At 49.8% G+C, this 18,899-nt stretch carries 14 protein-coding genes and 1 pseudogene; 10 read left to right on the top strand and 5 right to left on the bottom strand.

The genetic code is table 11. The annotated features are described in order from the left end of the window. Window positions 1-2: 2 nt before the first annotated feature. The 3 genes from AC0VZ8_RS24450 to AC0VZ8_RS24440 are packed head-to-tail and all read left to right on the top strand — an operon-like array spanning window position 3 to window position 3,472. Complete coding sequence (locus tag AC0VZ8_RS24450) at window positions 3-1,712, top strand: ABC transporter permease (RefSeq protein ID WP_475484702.1); 1,710 nt, start codon at window positions 3-5, stop codon at window positions 1,710-1,712. Window positions 1,713-1,739: 27 nt separating this feature from the next. Then, window positions 1,740-2,822 carry an ABC transporter ATP-binding protein gene (locus tag AC0VZ8_RS24445; RefSeq protein WP_071223228.1) on the top strand — a complete coding sequence of 361 codons (1,083 nt, stop codon included), beginning with the start codon at window positions 1,740-1,742 and terminating at the stop codon, window positions 2,820-2,822. Then, on the top strand, window positions 2,819-3,472 hold the full coding sequence (locus tag AC0VZ8_RS24440; RefSeq protein WP_071223227.1) for a metallophosphoesterase: 654 nt from the start codon (window positions 2,819-2,821) through the stop codon (window positions 3,470-3,472). The genes AC0VZ8_RS24445 and AC0VZ8_RS24440 overlap by 4 nt, the downstream gene beginning before the upstream one ends. 94 nt (window positions 3,473-3,566) lie before the next feature. On the opposite strand, the gene AC0VZ8_RS24435 is transcribed toward AC0VZ8_RS24440, so the two are convergent. Further along, window positions 3,567-4,478 carry a cupin domain-containing protein gene (locus AC0VZ8_RS24435; protein ID WP_475484701.1) on the bottom strand — a complete coding sequence of 304 codons (912 nt, stop codon included), beginning with the start codon at window positions 4,476-4,478 and terminating at the stop codon, window positions 3,567-3,569. 157 nt (window positions 4,479-4,635) lie between these two features. Then, the gene (locus AC0VZ8_RS24430) at window positions 4,636-5,805 is read right to left on the bottom strand and encodes an MFS transporter (RefSeq protein ID WP_071223379.1); all 1,170 of its coding nucleotides are present in this window, start codon (window positions 5,803-5,805) and stop codon (window positions 4,636-4,638) included. A gap of 200 nt (window positions 5,806-6,005) precedes the next feature. On the opposite strand from AC0VZ8_RS24430, the gene AC0VZ8_RS24425 reads away from it, so the two are divergent. The 5 genes and pseudogenes from AC0VZ8_RS24425 to AC0VZ8_RS24405 all read left to right on the top strand — a co-directional run bounded on the left by AC0VZ8_RS24425 (window position 6,006) and on the right by AC0VZ8_RS24405 (window position 12,570). Continuing rightward, entirely contained in the window at window positions 6,006-6,350 is a 345-nt protein-coding gene (locus AC0VZ8_RS24425; protein WP_475484700.1) for a winged helix-turn-helix transcriptional regulator, read from the top strand. Between the two features lie 146 nt (window positions 6,351-6,496). Then, the gene (locus tag AC0VZ8_RS24420; protein WP_475484699.1) at window positions 6,497-8,770 is read left to right on the top strand and encodes a helix-turn-helix domain-containing protein; all 2,274 of its coding nucleotides are present in this window, start codon (window positions 6,497-6,499) and stop codon (window positions 8,768-8,770) included. Window positions 8,771-9,101: 331 nt separating this feature from the next. Continuing rightward, window positions 9,102-10,718, top strand: a complete 1,617-nt coding sequence (locus AC0VZ8_RS24415) for an ABC transporter substrate-binding protein (protein ID WP_475484698.1) — start codon at window positions 9,102-9,104, stop codon at window positions 10,716-10,718. Window positions 10,719-10,728: 10 nt separating this feature from the next. Next, on the top strand, window positions 10,729-11,640 hold the full coding sequence (locus tag AC0VZ8_RS24410) for an ABC transporter permease (protein ID WP_475484697.1): 912 nt from the start codon (window positions 10,729-10,731) through the stop codon (window positions 11,638-11,640). Then, a pseudogene (locus AC0VZ8_RS24405) lies at window positions 11,640-12,570 on the top strand (carbohydrate ABC transporter permease). The gene AC0VZ8_RS24410 and the pseudogene AC0VZ8_RS24405 overlap by 1 nt, the downstream one beginning before the upstream one ends. A 194-nt stretch (window positions 12,571-12,764) precedes the next feature. Here the strand turns inward: AC0VZ8_RS24405 and AC0VZ8_RS24400 are convergent. Further along, window positions 12,765-13,121 carry a VOC family protein gene (locus AC0VZ8_RS24400; RefSeq protein WP_071223220.1) on the bottom strand — a complete coding sequence of 119 codons (357 nt, stop codon included), beginning with the start codon at window positions 13,119-13,121 and terminating at the stop codon, window positions 12,765-12,767. A 191-nt stretch (window positions 13,122-13,312) separates the two neighbouring features. Here AC0VZ8_RS24400 and AC0VZ8_RS24395 point away from each other — a divergent pair, with 191 nt between their 5' ends. Further along, a complete protein-coding gene (locus AC0VZ8_RS24395) occupies window positions 13,313-13,828 on the top strand; it encodes a TetR/AcrR family transcriptional regulator (protein WP_071223219.1) in 516 nt (171 codons plus the stop codon). 55 nt (window positions 13,829-13,883) lie between these two features. Here the strand turns inward: AC0VZ8_RS24395 and AC0VZ8_RS24390 are convergent, their stop codons facing one another. Beyond that, on the bottom strand, window positions 13,884-14,771 hold the full coding sequence (locus AC0VZ8_RS24390) for a LysR family transcriptional regulator (RefSeq protein ID WP_475484696.1): 888 nt from the start codon (window positions 14,769-14,771) through the stop codon (window positions 13,884-13,886). Window positions 14,772-14,901: 130 nt separating this feature from the next. Between AC0VZ8_RS24390 and AC0VZ8_RS24385 the strand changes: the two genes are divergently transcribed. Further along, window positions 14,902-15,582 carry an O-methyltransferase gene (locus AC0VZ8_RS24385; RefSeq protein WP_475484695.1) on the top strand — a complete coding sequence of 227 codons (681 nt, stop codon included), beginning with the start codon at window positions 14,902-14,904 and terminating at the stop codon, window positions 15,580-15,582. A gap of 163 nt (window positions 15,583-15,745) precedes the next feature. Here AC0VZ8_RS24385 and AC0VZ8_RS24380 read toward each other — a convergent pair whose 3' ends face one another. After that, complete coding sequence (locus tag AC0VZ8_RS24380; RefSeq protein ID WP_475484694.1) at window positions 15,746-18,880, bottom strand: hybrid sensor histidine kinase/response regulator; 3,135 nt, start codon at window positions 18,878-18,880, stop codon at window positions 15,746-15,748. Window positions 18,881-18,899 lie beyond the last annotated feature (19 nt).

The raw sequence follows: 18,899 nt of genomic DNA, 5'->3' as shown, positions 1-18,899 counted from the left end.
ACATGAATACTTCTGAAGCTCGCTATGGAGGCGGGGTAACCCTCCTCCTGTTCATTTTGATTTTTTTGCCGCTGCTCGCCGTCCTCATCAACGTCATCTTTCCCGGGTTATTCTTCGGACAGGTCAAGTCCAGCAGCTTGGGCTTGATCGGAGAAATATGGAATCGGCCGTTGTGGAAACAGTCTCTCTTGAATTCGGTCACATTGGCGCTGGGTACGGCAACGATCGGTACGATCATTGGCGGCGTGCTTGCTACCATTCGGGCAAGGTGGGACTTTACAGCGGCTAAATTGCTGGATATGACGGCTTGGGTATTGTTAATAGCCCCATCCTTCATGATAGCGCAGGGCTGGGTTTTGTTTGCCGGCTCGGATGGACTGGCTCATCAGTGGCTGGGGCTGACGTGGGTTACCTCGTTTATTTTTCAACCTGCCGGACTTGTGTTTGTCATGTCCCTAAGCAAATTTCCGTTAGCTTATTTGGCTATTACGGCAGCATCGGAGTGGAATATAAGGCAGTTCGGTTATGCAGCCAGGCTGAACGGCGCGAGGCCATTCACCGTGTGGAGAACCGTCGAAATGCCATTGGCTCTGCCTTCCTATGTGGCTGGCTGGACCCTGGTGTTTATGGATACTATCGGAGATTTCGGACTGCCCGCCGCCTTGGCGACCGTATATAAATTTCCGACGTTGACATACTCGATATACTCGGCGATCTATCAGTCTCCGGTACGCTTTGATATGGCCGGGGTGCTGGCATTCTACCTCGTCTTGATTCTGGTCCTTGCGATGACCTTGCTCATGGTGACCCTGGGCAAATCCAGATTCGACTTTCTGAATGCAAGAGCCGTCCAGATCGAAAAGGTTAGACCGCGCAAAGCCTGGTTGTACAATTTGCTGATTACGATCTTTCTTTTCTTGAGCCTCGGGATTCCGATTGGAACCAGCGCGGCGGTATCTCTCCTGAAACAAGCGGGCGGAGGCCTATCTTCGGGTAATTTTACCCTCGACCATTACCGTGATTTATTCTCGGGACAAGCCGGGGATCACAGGCTGCTCGGTTATCTTGAAGGAATGTATCATTCTCTTATCATTGCTGCCGCAGCCGCTTTATTCAGCATGCTGATCGGGTTTGTTGTTGCTTATATGCTGACATTTACGGAGTCTCGGCTAAAACCCTTGCTTCAGTTGTTCTCCATCATATCCCTGGCGGTCCCCGGCGTTGTGCTCGGGATTGGCTATATTTTCATATGGAACCAGAAATGGCTGGAGCCTTTAGGACTCCATTTATACGGAACCCCCTCGTTGCTTGTGATTGCAGGGATAGCCGGTGCCATCCCCTACGCAGTCAGGGTCCAGCTGGGGGCATTCGGCAATTTGTCCGGCACGATGCTGAAGGCGGCAGCCATTCAAGGGGCAAGCGTGTTCGAACGGATGCGGGATATCGTATTGCCCTTGGCACGCCAGTCACTTTTGATTGCAACCTTGGCCTCGTTTGGAACCAGCGTGTTCGATTTGGCCCTGGCTTCCATGCTGAAACCGGCTAATTATTCGTTGATGCCGCTGGTCATCGACCGGGCCTTTGAATTCTCGCGCTATGGTTATGCAACGGCAGCTACTGTCGTTAGCTGCGGAGCAGTTGTACTGATGATCATTTTGCTGCAAGCAGCAGGGCGTCTGGGTTTCAGATGGCTGGATCGCAATAAATCGTGATCAAATTTGGAAGGGATTGAGCGTGGAATGATCTTAAAGGTAAAGGGTGTATCGAAATCATTCGGCTCGCAGCAAGTCTTGAAGCCGATCACGTTTGAGGTCGGGGAGGGAGAACGCATATGCATACTCGGCCCATCGGGCTGTGGGAAATCTACGCTGCTGCAGATGATTGCCGGACTTCAGCGTATTGATACCGGCGAGGTGGAGATGGCTGGAGCCGTCGTTGAACGGGGGAAACATTATGTTCCACCGGAAAACCGGCCTGTTAATATGGTGTTTCAAGATTATGCCCTCTGGCCGCATATGACCGTTAAACAGAACATGGAGTACGGGATGAGACGCCGGAAGGTAAATGGGCATGACAGATCGAATACATTGGATCGACTCCAATCGCTTCTGAAGCTGGGGGGCTTACTGGACCGTCTGCCGGCCCAGCTGTCTGGCGGTCAGCAGCAGCGAGTAGGCATAGCGAGAGCGTTGGCAACAGAACCGAAGCTGTTATTAATGGATGAACCGTTGTCTAATCTGGATGTTAAGCTTAGAACGGATATGCGCGGTGAGTTGGCCAGATTGCTCGGCGAATTATCCATTGCTACTCTGTATGTGACGCATGATCGCATGGAGGCATTTACGGTGGCGGATCGGATTTTGATTTTAAGGGACGGAACGATAGATCAATTGGGAGCACCGAGGGAGTTGTTTGAGCGGCCTGCAAGCCCTTGGGTTGCACAGCTTATGGGATACCATAACCGATTGGATGCCAGACTGAGCGAGAATGGACGTCCTGCTGCTATCATTTCCGGGAGTCCGATTGCGGGAAATCTGATGGGTGCGGATCATGGAGACGGTCGGGCTATCATCATGATTCATCCGGAATCGATCGAAATTTGCAGCAGTGACGAAGCTCTGCAAGAAGGGAACTTGCTGAAGGTGACCGTGATGCAGACAATCTATGAAGGGAACAGATGGAGAGTCATCGCAGAAACGGCAGATCAGCAGCCGATTCATCTATTTCATCATTGCAGCGTAGATGCGGGAAGCGAATGGAGAATACGGTTGTTACCGGAACAAACGATGATTTATGCAGAAAGCAGCATGCTGGCTACATGAGTCAAGTGTATGCGATATCGGACATTCACGGTTACGGTTCCCTGCTGGAAACTCTATTGAAGCACGTCCATTATCAGCCAGAGGTGGATCGTCTATTTTTGCTGGGGGATTATGTGAATAAGGGACCCGATTCAGCCGGGACTCTTGACTATGTGAAGGAGCTGTGTGATTCGGGTGCCGTTGCGCTTCAGGGAAATAACGAACGCAAATGGTTGCATCAATTGCCGGCACACGCAGGTTTCGCAGCTCCCCAATGGTTACAATATCAACAATTCATAGCAGCCATGCCGTTATGGACCGAATACAACGAATACTTGTTTGTGCATGCAGGCATTCGGCCTGATATACCGCTTCATGCGCAGAAACCGGAAGAATTGACAGAGATTCGTGAACCGTTTCATCAATCGCCTCGTTATATGGATAAAACGATTGTTTTCGGGCATACGTCCACTTTTCGTCTAGGTGTACCGCCAGACCAGCTCTGGTATGGCGATGGCAAGCTGGGGATCGATACAGGCGCCGGGCACGGATATTATTTAAGCCTGGTAAATTTGACAGCGGGCATTCAATGGTACATGTCGGTTACAAGACCAGAGAAGATTACGTACCGGAAGCTGAAAATAACGGGAGGACCGGTTCTTCCTAAATAATATATTTCCATATAAAAAAGAGATAGGCAGCATCACTGGCCAATAGTGATGCTGCCTATTTCACTCGAAAGACCTATTATCACCAGAGGATTGATTAGAATTGGTCCCAGCCATTTCCAATTAACTGGCGCTGCAAAAATGGCAGCTGACGCTGCTGTTGAATGAACTGCTGACGCTGCTGTTCTTGTAATTGCTTTTGCGAACGGAATTGCTCTTGTAAATGAGGTGGTGACAACGGCGGTTCAGCAGCATATGCTCCATGCTGGGGTTGATCCTGAGCCTCAAATTGCTGCTGGAACAACTGTTGCTGTTGTTGCCGCTGAAATTGCAGCTGCTGTTGCTGGAATTGCTGTTGCTGCTGTTGAAGAAGCTCATAGTCCCGATTACCAGAGTTTTCTTGATGGTAATAGTGCTGATTATGATGTGACGCAGGCTGTTGATGCTTCATCTGCCCTTGCACTTGCCCCTGCTGCGGGCAGTTTTTGGGCGGACCGATGATAACCGTATCGGTAATCGGTGCCAGGGTGTCTTTGACTTTGTCTTCATCCAGGCAGTACGTGTGCGCGAGCACGCTGGCTGGCGTCAATCGCAAGAGATCGGAGCCTGCAATGAATTCAGGCACCGGTGCGTCAAAGACCGCGATCAGGTGCGTGTTGTCAACCGTCGCCATTTCATAATGCCACCAGCCTTGCGGGACTAAGGCTACTTGACCGGGCGTTACCTTGAAGTTCAGCAGCTCCTTCGTGAACGGATTGACCATGGAGACGATGGCTGCGCCTGAGATGACATACACCAGCTCGGATGCATTCTGGTGGATATGCGGCTCCACCACATTGCCTGTGCTGAGGTGAATATCCAGCAGGGAGGCGTTCCCAAGCGTGTTCAATTCTTTTACGGAGAGTGAATAGATGAAATTCTGATTGTCTTTCTTGAATGTTTGATTGTTTCTCAGATCATAAGTATAGCGAACAGATGGAGAGGTGAAATCCATATAAGAGACTGCCACTGTGATTCCTGCCCTTCATAATGTAATAGGCGTTTGACCCATAAAATACGGTATTCCCGTAGGTAAGCATACGTGAGCCCATTTTTGGAACCAGCAGCATGCAAGCCACCCTTGGCAGGGTGGCTTGGGCAAATTTCATATGGTGGAGCAGGTGAGGTCAGACCGACTTCAGAACCAGCGTCTTCCGCCCTGCTGAGAAGCTGACCAGTCCTGCGGCCAGGCCAAGCGCGAGCACGAATCCACCGAGCCATGGGTGATACTGAAGCGTGGATGTCGTATTGACCATGAAGCCTCCTGCACCCGCGCCTGCGGCTAACCCGAGATGGACAATGGAGGTGTTTAAGCTGAGGATCAGATTGGAAGAGCCCGGTGCTTGCTGGATAAAATAACTCTGAACGGCCGGACCCGCCGCAAACATGGACAGCACCATGATTCCCATCAGCACGAGTCCTATGAACGATTGACCGGCGAGCAGCGGAAGAAGCGCGAATACCGCGATATGAATGAGCGTGCTGAGCGTAATCACTTTCGCAGGGCCAAACCGGTCGACCCCATATCCGCCGAGCCTCGAGCCGATCGCTCCAAAAAGTCCAAAGCCAAGCATTATGATACTGATTCCTGATGGCGCGATATGGAAAATATCCTGGATAAATGGCGTAACATACGTAAACAGTACCGAGTTGCCGGATTCCCGGAAGAACGTAAGCAGCAGCGCGCTCACGATTAAGACACTTCCCAGCACTTTGAATTGCTGGTAAAAGGGAACAGGAGCGTCTCCTTCAACGTCCGGCAGGAGTCTAGTAAGGACAAAAGTGACCAACAGACTGAGCAGAGCCAACAGCAGAAAGATCGATTGCCAGTTCAGCAGATTCGTGATCCATATTCCGATCGGAACGCCCAGCACCATAGCGCTGCTAAAACCAAGGACGATGGTACCGATGGCACGGCCTAACTTATCCGGGGGTACCAGCTTGGCTGCTGTGCCCATTGCGGCTACGAGATACACCCCTGAGCTTACCCCCAGGATGACCCGGGAGCCCATGAGCATCCAGACTTCGGTGCTGAAATAGGAAACGAGACTGCCGGCAATGAACAGCAGAAGAGAGCCGAGCAGCACTCTTTTACGGTTGAATCGAGCGGTGAGCGAGACCAGAAACGGGGTTCCGATCGCAAAAGCAAGCGAATACGCGGTAATCAGCTGGCCGGCAAAGGCCAAAGAAATATGAAGATCGTCTGCGATCGCATACAGAATACCCGAGACGACCAGTTCCGAGGTGGCAGTAAGAAAAACCCCAAGCGCCAATAAATATATCGTAAATCGATTCATATCCATTTCATCCCTTCGTTAGAAGATCAATACCCTCTGCGATCATGGCTAGCACATGCCGCAATCGGGTTGGTATAACTTGAAATCTCTTTGTGTTTGTATTATAAGTAAGACGCATATATTATGTAAGAAGGCAAAGTATTTGGATATTATCCAATCATTTTGACTAACTTACGATTAGTTAGCGATGGGGTGAGATCGTGGAACCTGTTAGAGTAGAGCTGCAGGAAACGCCGGCGTTCAATCATATCTGTTCAGTGCTGCAAATTCTCGGAGCCAAATGGGCGTTTCTAGTCATTGCGCAATTAGCCCAAGGACCGAAACGGTTTAATCAGCTTCACCGGGATGCAGCCATCATCAAGACGCAATCCTTAACGGATGTGCTGCGGCATTTGGAAGGCAGCGGGATCGTAAGACGCGAGGTATTTCCTACCGTTCCGGTCTCCGTGGAATATTCATTGACCGACAAGGGATTGGACTTCCTGGATTCTTTGAAGGAGATGGAGAAGTGGGCCGAAAAATGGGGAGTGGAACAATCCTCATGACTGCTGCAACAACTATAGTACACATATCAAAAAACTCATTTCCGATGATGTGCAACAGGAAATGAGTTTTCTTTTTTTTGAAAATTACGTATTCTTATAGATAACATTTTCAGATTTGGTTCGAAGGATAGGGAGGTGGTCACCGATTGCGAATCCATAAGATTAACCTGCTGACAAAATTGTTGATTTCCTATTTGCTTGTGCTGATGTTTCCCGTGATCGTCATCCTGTTCTATTACTATCCTTATTCGGCAGAAGTGGTGAAAGAGAAGGAAATGGACTGGAATGCGCATATTACGGAGCAGTTCATGACATCGATGGATACGTTTACAAGGTATGTGTACAATTTACCGTTTGAGCTGGTGCAGAACCGGGAGTTCAAGATGTATAAGGCGGAGGAAAGCGACTACCAGCGGGTGCTTATTGCCAATGAGATGAAAAAATACAATGCAACCGATGCGTTTATTTACAACACCTTGCTGTATGTGAAGAACATCGGTTATTTGTTTTCCAAAACTGGAAGCGCATACAGACTGGACGACCTCTCCATTCCGGGTGTGGGTTACTATTATGAAAACTGGGCCCACGAAGATATGATCCAGACTCTGAATGATCTTCAATCTCCTGTCGTGAGGCCTGTGGAGAATGTGGTCGTGCCCGGCAATAACCGGGTCCGAATGCTGACCTTCGTGCAGCCGCTGCCGGTAGGGGGCTCGAATTCCCCCGGGGCCGTCATGATCATGGTCAGGGAGGATACGATTGTCCGGATGATGAAATCCGTTTCGGAAACCTACAGCGGCGATTTTTTTGTGTTAGACGGCCAGGGAAGGCGATTGGTATCCTCCAATGATACGTCATACCAATCTTCCGATGATTTCAAGAATCTTGTGCATCGCTTAGGGGAAGAGTCAGTTTCCTCTTCGGGTATTCATACCATCAGCGGATCGGACTATCTGGTATCGTCCTCGGTATCGGATAAGAATGGCTGGAAATACGTAAGTTTGCTGGCGGTATCTAAGTCCCTGCAGGGCATTCGGACGATTCAGCTGAATACGGCTATCCTGGTCGGGCTGATTCTGCTGCTTGAAGTGTTCATCATCTATGTATCCATCCGGAAGAACTACCAGCCGATCCGCCGTCTGGTTGATCTCGCCGTACATGTGTTTGAACCACTGGAGCGAAAACCGATGAACGAGATTGATACGATTAAGTATACGTTGGAGGAGCTTTCGCAGGCTAACAGCAAGCTGGACGAGCATGTGAGGGGATCTTTGCCGATTATGCGGGACAACCTGCTGTTTGAGCTGGTGAGTGGGCATATTCCTGACTGGGAGAACTTTGAACAGGAAGCCCGCAGGGTCGGCATCCGGTTTCATCATGATAACTACACGGTTGCCGTGTTGTGCTGCGAAGCGGATGGAGCAGGGCTGGACAAGATATTGGCTTGCTGCCGGGATTACGAGGGACTGCTGCCTGATGATGCCCAAGGCTACTTCTTCAAGAGCATCTATCAGCAGGAATTGATCCTGGTGTGCTCCCATACAGCCGATTTCCCTATCAAATCCTGCGTAGAGCGGCTTCAGGATGAAATATTGGAGCGTACGGGCCAACAAACCGCGATTGGCATCGGCAAGTCTAGCGCAGCCCAATTGCCGGTGGACCTCCATCTCTCCTACCTGCAGGCGCTCCGCACAGCGGAGTTTCTTCGCATCCGGAAGAACGGGACCGTGCTGATCTTTGATAACCTCGAGATCCCCCAAACCGGAGCCGTCTCCTATTTTGCCGAAATCCTGCAATCCCTCGAGCTTGCGATCCTTAAGAATGACGCGGCCATGCTGGCCTCTTTGGCGGAGCGAATGATCGGTTACTTAAGCAGTGACAGCCTGCCGCCGCATATGATACGGAGCGTGTATCTCAATACGGTTACCGTCATCTTCAACGGCCTCCAGCGGTTCCGTCATGACGACCAGAGCCTGCTTCGGCTCACCGAGGCGGCATTTAACCACCGTTATACGCTGGAGCAGATGATCGGGATTATCAGGGAGAGTTATGCCAAGCTGTGCGAGATGATCAGCGAAACGCTCCCCGTGTCCCGTACGGCAACGCAGGAAGAGATTCTGTCCCTCATAGCGGAGAAAGGAATGGATCCAAACTGCTCGCTGCAGATGATGGCCGATTATTTTGATATGTCGGTCTCCAACTTCAGCCATCACTTTAAGAAAACGATGGGGCAAAATTTCAAAGAGTATATCGATCAGCTTCGCATCCAAAAATCCATTCAGCTTCTACGGGACAGCGAGGAGACCCTCGAATCCATTTCCCAACAGGTCGGATACACCAACACCTCGAGTTTTATCCGTTCCTTCAAAAAGATGGTGGGTACGACCCCCGGACAATATCGAAATACGCATAAAGCATAAAACGAAGACCGCTGATGCTGGACAAGGCAGCTTACAGCGGTCTTTTGTCAAACCTTTTCGTTGTAAGCTTCTTGTCCAGGCGCTTTCGTGAAGCTGAGCAGCTTCATTTTTTGAACATATACAATATTTGAATTCGTTGTAGCGATCCTGATTGGTTGCGCTTTCACCTGTTTGATTATAAGCGCTTTCAAAAAATGAAGATGCTTAAAAAACTGTCCGTTTACGGGGCCCTTCCCCTCCGTTTAGAGTGAAATATGTCCCAAGGCAAGGCCAATACATGGCCGCATACCCCCATGGACCAGACCAACAAACGAAACCAGGAGGTAGTGGAATGAAGAAAAGGGTAAACGTTTTCATCTCGCTCGTCGCCATCACAGCCATGTTGTTAACAGGATGCAGCGGGGCCGGAGGTGACACGAACGAGTCAGCCGAAACACCCGGGGATCAAACAGGCAAAAAAGTAAAGCTCACCGCCATCATTACCAAGCATCCGCTCACGAAGCCGCTGGCTGAAATGGAATGGCTGCAAAAGGTCGAGGAGACGGCGGGCGTGGACATCGAATGGCAGGAGATTACCGCGGATTGGGGACAGAAGAAAGGGACGATGCTGGCCAGCGGCGATATTCCGGATCTGTTCATCGGTCCGAACGTCATTACGGATGCGGACTTTGCGCAATTCCAGGGTTTATTCCAGGATCTGTCCGGCATGCTGGATCAGGCTCCCAACGTACAGAACATGTTTAATGAAAAACCGGATACGAAAGTGATTGCCACGCAGTCGGACGGCAAAATCTACGGTCTCCCGAAATATCAGCGGTTCTGGCCCGCTACCGCCAGCAGGCAGTTCATTAACCAGCAGTGGTTGGATCAACTGGGCCTGAGCATGCCGACCACATGGGATGAGCTGTATGAAGTCCTGGTGGCCTTCAAAGAGAAGGACGCCAACGGGAACGGCGATCCGAATGACGAGATTCCGATGGATTGGCCGGGAGGCATCGGCGGATATTTTAACCCGGCTGTGCTCCTGGGCAGCATGGGCATTACGCTGACGGACGGCAGCGGACAGGGCTATTTTGTGGAAGACGGTCAAGTGAAGAACTTCCTGACGGATGAACGGTACAAAACGATGGTTGTGTTTCTGAACAAATTGTACAAGGCGGGGTTGATTAACCCGGAAGTGTTCACACATGATTATACGAAATTTCAATCCATCGCCCGCGGGGAAGGGGATACGGCCAAGGTCGGCTTTACCTGGGGATGGGTGGCGTCCGACCGGTTCGGCGAGCAGCTGGCACCGCAGTATGCTTCTATGCCGCCGATGAAGGTGTCGGTAGATTATGCAGGGAAGCTGTCCTGGAGCTACGATCATTACTCCCTGAATTATGGCACCAACCATATCGTCATGTCCGCCAAGACCAAGAACAAGGAAGCGGCCATGAAATTCATCAACGAACTTTATGCGCCCGAGGTGGGCATGCAGGTGCTGTTCGGATCCCTCGGACCGAATATTAAAGATAACGGAGACGGTACATATGCCGTTCTGCCTCCGGCCGATGCCAAGATGGATCCGGGCACATGGAAATGGACCTCGACGATGGCGGACCACGGCGCATTTTATATCCCCGATACCTTAGAGCTGACGCTTGGCACCGATATGCAGGAGGTGCTGGGTCAATCGGAGCCGCTGGAGGCGGCCTTGGACGTGGATCCCGATAAGGACGTGTTCCCCGGCATGTTCATCAAGTATTCCACCATGGACAATAACGCCATGAGCCTGAACAACACGAATGTGATGAATCTTGCGGAATCCAGCTTTGCCAAATGGGTGACCAAGGGCGGCGTGGAAGCTGAATGGGACACGTACATCAAGGAAAGCGAGAAGGCAGGCCTGAAGCAGAATCTAGAGATTATGCAAAAATATTACGACGAGTACATGAATCAAAACTAGGAGGGAGGATATGGAATCCCGTAAAAGACAGAACACCTTCAGACGAGATTATCAGCTGTGGATTATGATTTTTCCGGCTATTATCGTCATCCTGCTGTTTAACTATATCCCGATGTACGGCATCCAGCTTGCTTTTCGGGACTACGATTTCAGCAAAGGCTTGACCGGCGGCGAGTGGCGAGGGCTTGCTTACTTTCAGCAATTCATCGACAGTTACCTGTTCACGGATCTAATGCGGAACACGTTTCTGATCAGTCTGGCCACGATTGTGCTTGGCTTTCCGGCTCCAATCATATTGGCCCTCATCCTTAACCAGATCCGCAGAAAAAGAATGAAGCAGCTGATGCAGACTACCGTATACCTGCCCCATTTCATATCCATTATCGTGCTGGTCGGCATGCTGAATGTTCTGCTATCTTCCGAAACCGGAGTTGTCGGTCACTTCATGAAGGCGGTGGGGCTGGGACATATCAATCTATTGGCCTCCACCTCGACCTTTATTCCGGTTTATGTGCTCTCCGACATCTGGCAGCACTGCGGCTGGAACAGCATTATCTATCTTGCAGCCTTGTCCACCGTGGATCCCCAGTTGTATGATGCCGCCAAAATCGATGGGGCCAGCCGATGGCAGACGATCCGGTTTGTCAACATTCCTGCCCTCATTCCGACCATCATCATCCTGTTTATCCTCAGCATGGGGAATATCCTCGGGACCGGCTTCGAGAAAATATTTCTGATGCAGAATTCGCTGAACCTTCCCGTCTCGGAGGTCATTGCCACCTACGTCTATAAAATCGGGATCATCTCCAATCAATTCAGCTTGGCTTCGGCCATCGGTTTGTTTAACACGCTCATCAATTTCGTATTCTTGTATGCGATGAACACGATCTCGAAGAGAATGTCGGAAACGAGCCTATTCTAATGATCGGGGAAGGAGAAACGGTTGTGGAACATGAACATACGAGAACACGTTTAAACGGTAAGGAGTTAGCGTTTAAGATCACATTGGGTTTTCTGTGCAGTATCATTTTTCTGCTGATCGCCTATCCGCTGTACTTTATCATCATTGCATCGTTCAGCGACTCAACGCTCGTATCGACGGGGAAGGTCCTGTTTATCCCCAAAAATATCAGTTTTTTTCGGTTACCAGGAGATTTTCAAAGATATGCGGATTTGGACCGGATATCGGAATACGCTGTTTTATACGGTGTTCGGGACCTTGGTTAACATGCTGTTCACGCTTCCGGCAGCTTATGTGCTATCCAGAAAGGAATTCCGCGCCAGACGGCTCATTATGTTTGTTTTCGTGATCACGATGTTTTTCAACGGCGGGCTGATTCCCACCTATTTGCTGATGAAGGGACTTAGTCTGACGAACACCATTTGGGTGTTTATTCTCCCCTTCTCCGTGAATGTGTTTTATTTGATCATTGCGCGGACCTTTTTTGAGAACTCACTGCCGCAGGAGCTGCATGAGGCGGCTGTCATGGACGGCTGCTCCCATTTTACCTTTTTCTTTAAAGTGGCCTTGCCGCTGTCCAAAGCGTTGGTATCCGTCATCGGACTCTATTATTTGGTGGGGCACTGGAATGATTTCTTCACCGCGCTGATCTATATCCGGGACACGAAGCTTCAGCCGCTGCAAATCGTTCTGCGGGATATTCTGCTGTCAAACCAGGTGTTCTCGAGCGGTGCCGGAACAGGAGGGGATGCAGGGGGGTATGCGCAGCGATATGCCGACCAGATCAAGTACGGGGTCATTATTGTATCGACGCTTCCGATTCTGCTCATTTATCCGTTTATGCAAAAATATTTCGAGAAAGGCGTCATGATCGGCTCCATTAAAGGTTAACACGTTCGGTAAATTTACTAATCAAGCTTCAGAGGAGTAGACAAAGAATAGGGACAGTCCCGAAAGATCCAGGATCTGGCGGGACGTCCCTATTTGTATGTTCTTGTTGTTACTACAGGATATGAAGCCGATGGATATTGGCGTTTGCCGCCGTCACACGCAAGAGGGCAGGGGTGTCAGCGGCGCAAATGGGATCAGGATTCATGGAGGCTTTCATCCGTAAAGTAGATTCCGTTGCCGGAATCATCCTTGGCACTCAACCAGAGGCCGTCCGGAGTTTCACCCGGTTCGCCGATAAATTGCAGCTTGCCGGGATTGTTCTCGTATATTTCCCGAACAGATGGCACGAGAAAAACAGGTCCGGCGGCATCCGGGCCTCCTTCCGAGACTTGTTCAACCATCAATTCAACGTCGGTACCGGGAAGCTTGAAGGCGACCGTGTAATCTCCTTCGCGCCATGATTCTTCCAAACCGAGCGTGTCGCGATAGAGGGTCTTGCCTGTCTTGATATCTTTGACCGGAACAAAATAAAAAATAACGTTTCCTTCCATGTTCTCACCTCGAAATAAAATATAGTTTCGTGATGCAAGATAATTGGGTTATATTTAACATAACCGAGTTATGTTGTATAATCAAGCTGTTTTTTTGAAATGGCTATTCACAGTTATCAAGATTATATCTCTTAAAGTGCTGCTATGTTAGAATTTAGATATCTTTACATGAACGTTTCGGAGGGAGTTACATGAGTCATATACCTATACCGGGTACCACGCAGCACAAACTCATACAGGCAGGATTGAAGCGTTTTGCCGAGATGGGATACCACAAAGCGGAAGTTGACGACATTGCTGCCGATGCCGGAGTGACCGTGGGAGCTCTTTATCATCATTACAAATCCAAAAAGAAGTTTTACGGCTTGCTTCGGGATGACGTAATACTTCGAATATTGGATCGCATGGAAGCTGTTGCCGATGCAGCCCCTCCCGATCAGCGCCTGAAATCGGCTCTCCTGACCGCTTACGACAGCATGATTCGCCTTAAAACGGGACGATTGCTGTCTGAGCCAGATCCCCGTAAAGGAGACAATCCCGTTGCCCGTTATCTCGGTCAACTGGCCGCAGCATCAGGAGAAGAGGCTGGCGAAGAATTGGGCATCATTCTGGCGGAGGCATTGCGTGCCGCGTTTGCGCAAGTCGTGGAACATGACGGCAGTGAGGCTGCCATGAGGTCGGTACTAAACAGATTATTAACGTCATGAATAGAATGATTTGGTTATCCTTCACATTAATATGGTAATGGAATGTTACGGTAACTTATGACTGATTCCGGATCATATCCACGAAGTTCATGGCGGCAGCGGATAACGGTTCATGCTTGCGGGTGCAGACCGCTATAATATTTTGAAGCTCGATTCCATCAACATAGACCCGGCTCAGTTCGCCGCGTTCCACATACTCCCGTACGACGAGTGAGGACACAAAGTTTGCACCGTATCCGGCAATGACGGCCATAATCGCTTCGTGCAGACCATTGAATTGCAGCGTGATCCGCGGGCGAGGCGCGCTATGGGTACGGCATAAGGCAAATAAACGTTCCCGCGTTGAACTGCCTTCCTCCCGCATAACAAAAGGCTCTCTCATCATCTCTTCCAGGGAGATGCGCTGATTGGCATAGCGGTGATCGGGGGATACGACAAACCATAACTCATCCCGGAACAGCTCCTCGATCTGTATCGTATTCGGAGATTCCTCTGGCAGTCCGCCGTATATCGCAAGGTCGACATTCATATGTAACAGCTGCTTAAGCGCATCGCTTGAATTCGTGGTGGTTATGCTCATTTCTACTTCTTCGTACCGCTGCTTGTATTTCGCAAGCCAGGCCGGCAGGAGAAAATGGGAAGGAAGATAGGTAGCCGCCATGCAGATCTGTCCCCTCGAACCGCTGCGGTAATCCAGGCAGAACTGTTCAATCTGCTGCTCGACGGAGAAGAGTCTTTTGGCAAGCGGAACGAGCTCGGCTCCGGCTGCCGTCAATCCGATGCCCCTGCCCTGCGGCTTGAACAGAGTAAGGGAGAGTTCCTTCTCGAATTTTTTAATCTGGGCTGTGATGGCGGGTTGGCTTATATTCAACAATTCAGCAGCACGGGTAACACTGCCCGTTGTGGCGATAACATGAAAGAGCCGTAATGCATGTAAATTCATGAGTGCCGCACTCCTATCCATTCATATATTTAAGTTATATAAGTCCTTTAAATATATATTATATCTATAACAATAAATCACATACAATGATTTTGTAAGATCCATATGGAGAATGAGGGAGGAAGCGGGCATGAAAAAGAAGGATGATGCAGCTGCGACTTGGGATAAAGTAGACGATTACATCACAGAACATTTGATTCCTTATGATGAGGTTCTGGAGAGGGTCTTAGCTGCAAATCGGGAGGCCGGATTGCCGGAGATTGATGTATCTAAGGCTCAAGGGAAGCTGCTGAACCTTATCGTTCAGATCAAGGGTGCAAAACGAATTTTGGAGATCGGTACGCTGGGAGGTTACAGTACGATCTGGATGGCCAGAGCGATTGGGGATGGGGGGCGGCTGATTTCTCTGGAGCTCGATCCGCATCATGCCGAGATTGCCAAATCCAATGTGGCGTTGGCCGGACTGGAGGATAGGGTGGAAATCCGGGTAGGCGATGCTGTGCTGCAGCTTGAGGAGCTGGCCAAGGAGAAGGTGGAGCCGTTCGATCTAATCTTCATTGATGCCGATAAACCCAACAATCCGAATTATTTGAAGTGGGCGTTACAGTTCTCACGGCCGGGTACGATCATTATTAGCGATAATGTGATCCGGAATGGAGAAGTGATCGATCATCACAGCACAGACCCTCGGGTGCACGGTATCCGCAAATTCATGGATATGCTGTCCGCCCACTCCGCGATTTCCGGCACGGCGATCCAAACAGTGGGAAGTAAGGGATATGATGGGTTTTATATCGGAGTTGTATCGTGAGCTGCTAGACTGGAGCATCGTTCCATTTACGGCGATCTGTATCGGGTTAATGGCAGAAGGAATAAGAACAGGCAGCAATCAGATCCGTCTGTATTGGAAAAAAAGGAGGGTGTCCCAAGATCTTAGATCTGGCGGGATACCCTCCTATTACGGTTAAGAAACGCTATTGCTCCGAATCGGGAATGACAAAAGATACGCTTGTCCCTTCACGGGCCTCGCTTTGAATGGAAAGACCGCTCCCATACGTCTGAATCAATCTGCGATTCGTATTGTACAGGCCAATTCCTCTTTTGTCCTCTCGCGGAGCATCCAGCAACCCCTGTACCTTCTCTCTGCTCATTCCCATGCCGTTATCCTTGACCTGAATCAGCGTGGAAAGCTCCTGACGTTCAATACGAATGTGTACGGTTCCGCCCTTAGCGATTTGCATAATACCGTGCTGTACGGCATTCTCAACCAGAGGCTGAATCGTCAATGGAGGAAGCATGAGGTGAATGTCTTGATCCACGTTCCATATGACATGGAGCCTGTTGCCATGTCGCTCCTTCTCAACATACAAATATGCGCGTACAAGTTCGAGTTCTTCCGATAGTGAGACGAATTTGCCGGAGTTTTGATATTGAAAACTGATTTGCAGGTATGAACTAAAGGCCTCGTTAAGTTTTCGCATTCTTTCCACATCAATTTCACTCAATGCGTGGATTGAATTCAAGGTGTTGAACAAAAAATGCGGGTGGATTTGAGCTTGCAGGTAGGCGGCCTCCATGCGAAGACGCTCGTTCACGGACTGCTTTAACGTAATCAATGACTGGATACGGTATTTAAGCTCCATCGGATCCACTGGTTTCGTGACATAATCGTTGGCACCCGCCCGAAACCCCGCATACATGTCGGAGGGCTCGCTTCGCGCCGTCAACAGAAGGACAGGGAGTTCGGAAGGGGAATAACGTTCTCTTATCTTCCGCGTCAGCTCGTAACCAGAAATCTGCGGCATCATCACGTCTGCGATTACCAGATCCCATGGTTTCGTTCCGAGCAATTCCAGCGCTTCCCCGGCCGATGTTGCTAATTGCAGGTGGTAAGGTTCAGTCATCAATATATTTGCAAGCACTCTCAAATTCACAAAATTATCGTCAACGGCTAAAATGTTCATCTGCTCTTCCACTAACGGGACTTCTGCGGTTAGAAGCGGCTGGTCATTCAGGTCGTTCCGGCTTGCCGCCATTTCTTCATAGGCCTCGAGCCGAACAGCCGATAGGTTCGGGGCCATCTCTACGTCAGTCGAATCCGCCAAAGGAAGCGTGAATGTGAACGTCGAACCCTTTCCGATTTCGGAGTGAACCGTCATCCACCCGCCATGAAGCTCCACCAATTCTCTGCTGATGCTAAGGCCCAAACCTATGCCGTTGGTGTCGCCGTATCCGGGATCGCCTTGTTCGTATGGCAGAAATACCCGCTGCTGTGTTTCCTGATCCATTCCCGTTCCCGTATCCGTTATCTCGATGAACATTTGCCCGTTCTTGGCGTTGGCCGTTACGGCAATGATTCCTTCCTCGGTATGTTTGATGGCATTATGCAATAAATTCATAAGAATTTGCACCAGCCTCTTTTCATCAGCCATAACGAGAGGGAGGGCTTCGGATGTGTCTATATCCATTTTCAACTGCACGGCTTTTCCTTCGAGCAAATACTTCAGAATATCGATAACGCCATTTACGATAGAGGGAAGGGATAGCGGCTCGGCATGCAGTACGATTCGCTTCTCCCTCAGCCTTACGGCGTCCAGTAGATCATTCAGCAAATGCGACATCTGGCGTCCAACCTTAACAAGGAGCTTCATATCCTCCGCGCTTCGATTGTCCATATTTTGCTGTTCCCTGTCTGAGACGCTCTGGGCGATACTCATGATTCCGTGCAGCGGCGTTCGCAGCTCATGTGACGTCTGGGCCAGAAACCGGTCTTTCATTTTGTCCGCTTTCTGCAATTCGCGGTTGAGCTTGCTGATTTTATCGACGTTGCGGAAATAACGCTTAAACCAATAGGCAGAGAAACCGATGATGGCCGCGATGACATCAACGGGGTAATACACTTTTGGAAGTTCCTGATATTTCATGAGTGCTCCCCAAATAACACTGGAGAAAACGCCGCTGGCTGCCAAGAGCAGAAAGATCGCGTCATCCCGGCTTGCAGCCACCATTCGCCCGAACATATAGATCGAGATGATGATCGGCAATATATAAAAAACGGTAAAAACCCTATACTCCACTGTCCAGAAAACAAGCGAAGCAGGAGCGATAGCAATAAATCCGGAATATAAAAGCAGGGAAACGCCATAAGTGGTAAACCATCGGCTGCGGGTCTTGATGGTGAAACTTCTGGTCATCTTCAATATGAAAAAAGATAGCCAGGAATAAGACAATATGGAGATTTTAAGATCCCAATCGTAATTGATGGACAGCCATTTCAGCAGTAAATCGTCATCTGACACTACAATCGTCACAGATGCGGTGAGAAGCAGCAGAAAAAAATCAAGAAGCGTCCATTCCCGCGGATTGAATAAGAACAGGATGCAGGAATACAGACTGTGAAGGATGAGCACAACGAATGTAATGAGCTGAAGATCGATGGAAAGTCCGCGTTCATCATGAATGGCTTGGCTGGATCCCAGCTTGATGGAACTTACAATTCCGCCTTGGCGTGGATGCTCATGGTTGGCCACGCGTATAATCAAATCGATCTCTTTCGTGTGTTTAGCGGGAGCGTAATCGACAACGAAGGGACTTCGAGCCGGTGAATAGTTGTCTTTGGCGTCCTCTCCGGTGTTGCCCATCTCTCCCATCTTAAGGCCGTTTATCTCGACGCTCGCCGAAGCCTGAATCTGTTGGATCCAGAACGACAGGGGGGCGGTTAAGGATGGATCGACCAGAATACGAAGGCGATAGGTTCCGGTACCATAGGCAGATCCGGATTCCTTCGTTTGGCTCCCCCGCCAATTTCCCGGAACCTGCACATATCGATGCTGCGGATTGGTTTCCTCCAGCTCTTGTTTTGTGGCAAGCATGTCAGGATAGAACTCCCATTCTCCATCCAATGTTATGGATTTGGAATGTATGAGGTCCCAGCTGCGTAAGTCGAGCACCCCTTGGGAGGCTTTCGGATGGTGAGGAGGAACGAAGGCCTCGATCCAATACCACCGAAGGCTGAGGAGCACGGACAGAAAAACAGCAACGGCCAATATATACTGAAGAATCTTTTTAGTTTGAATGCGATAGGTATGGTTTGCAGATCGTGTTGGCACGGTTCACGTTCCCTTTTAG

It is taken from the genome of Paenibacillus sp. QJM3NY_38, assembly GCF_056173265.1.
The sequence above is the reverse complement of the archived record's forward strand: the minus strand, read 5'-3'. Positions and strand labels throughout refer to the sequence as shown.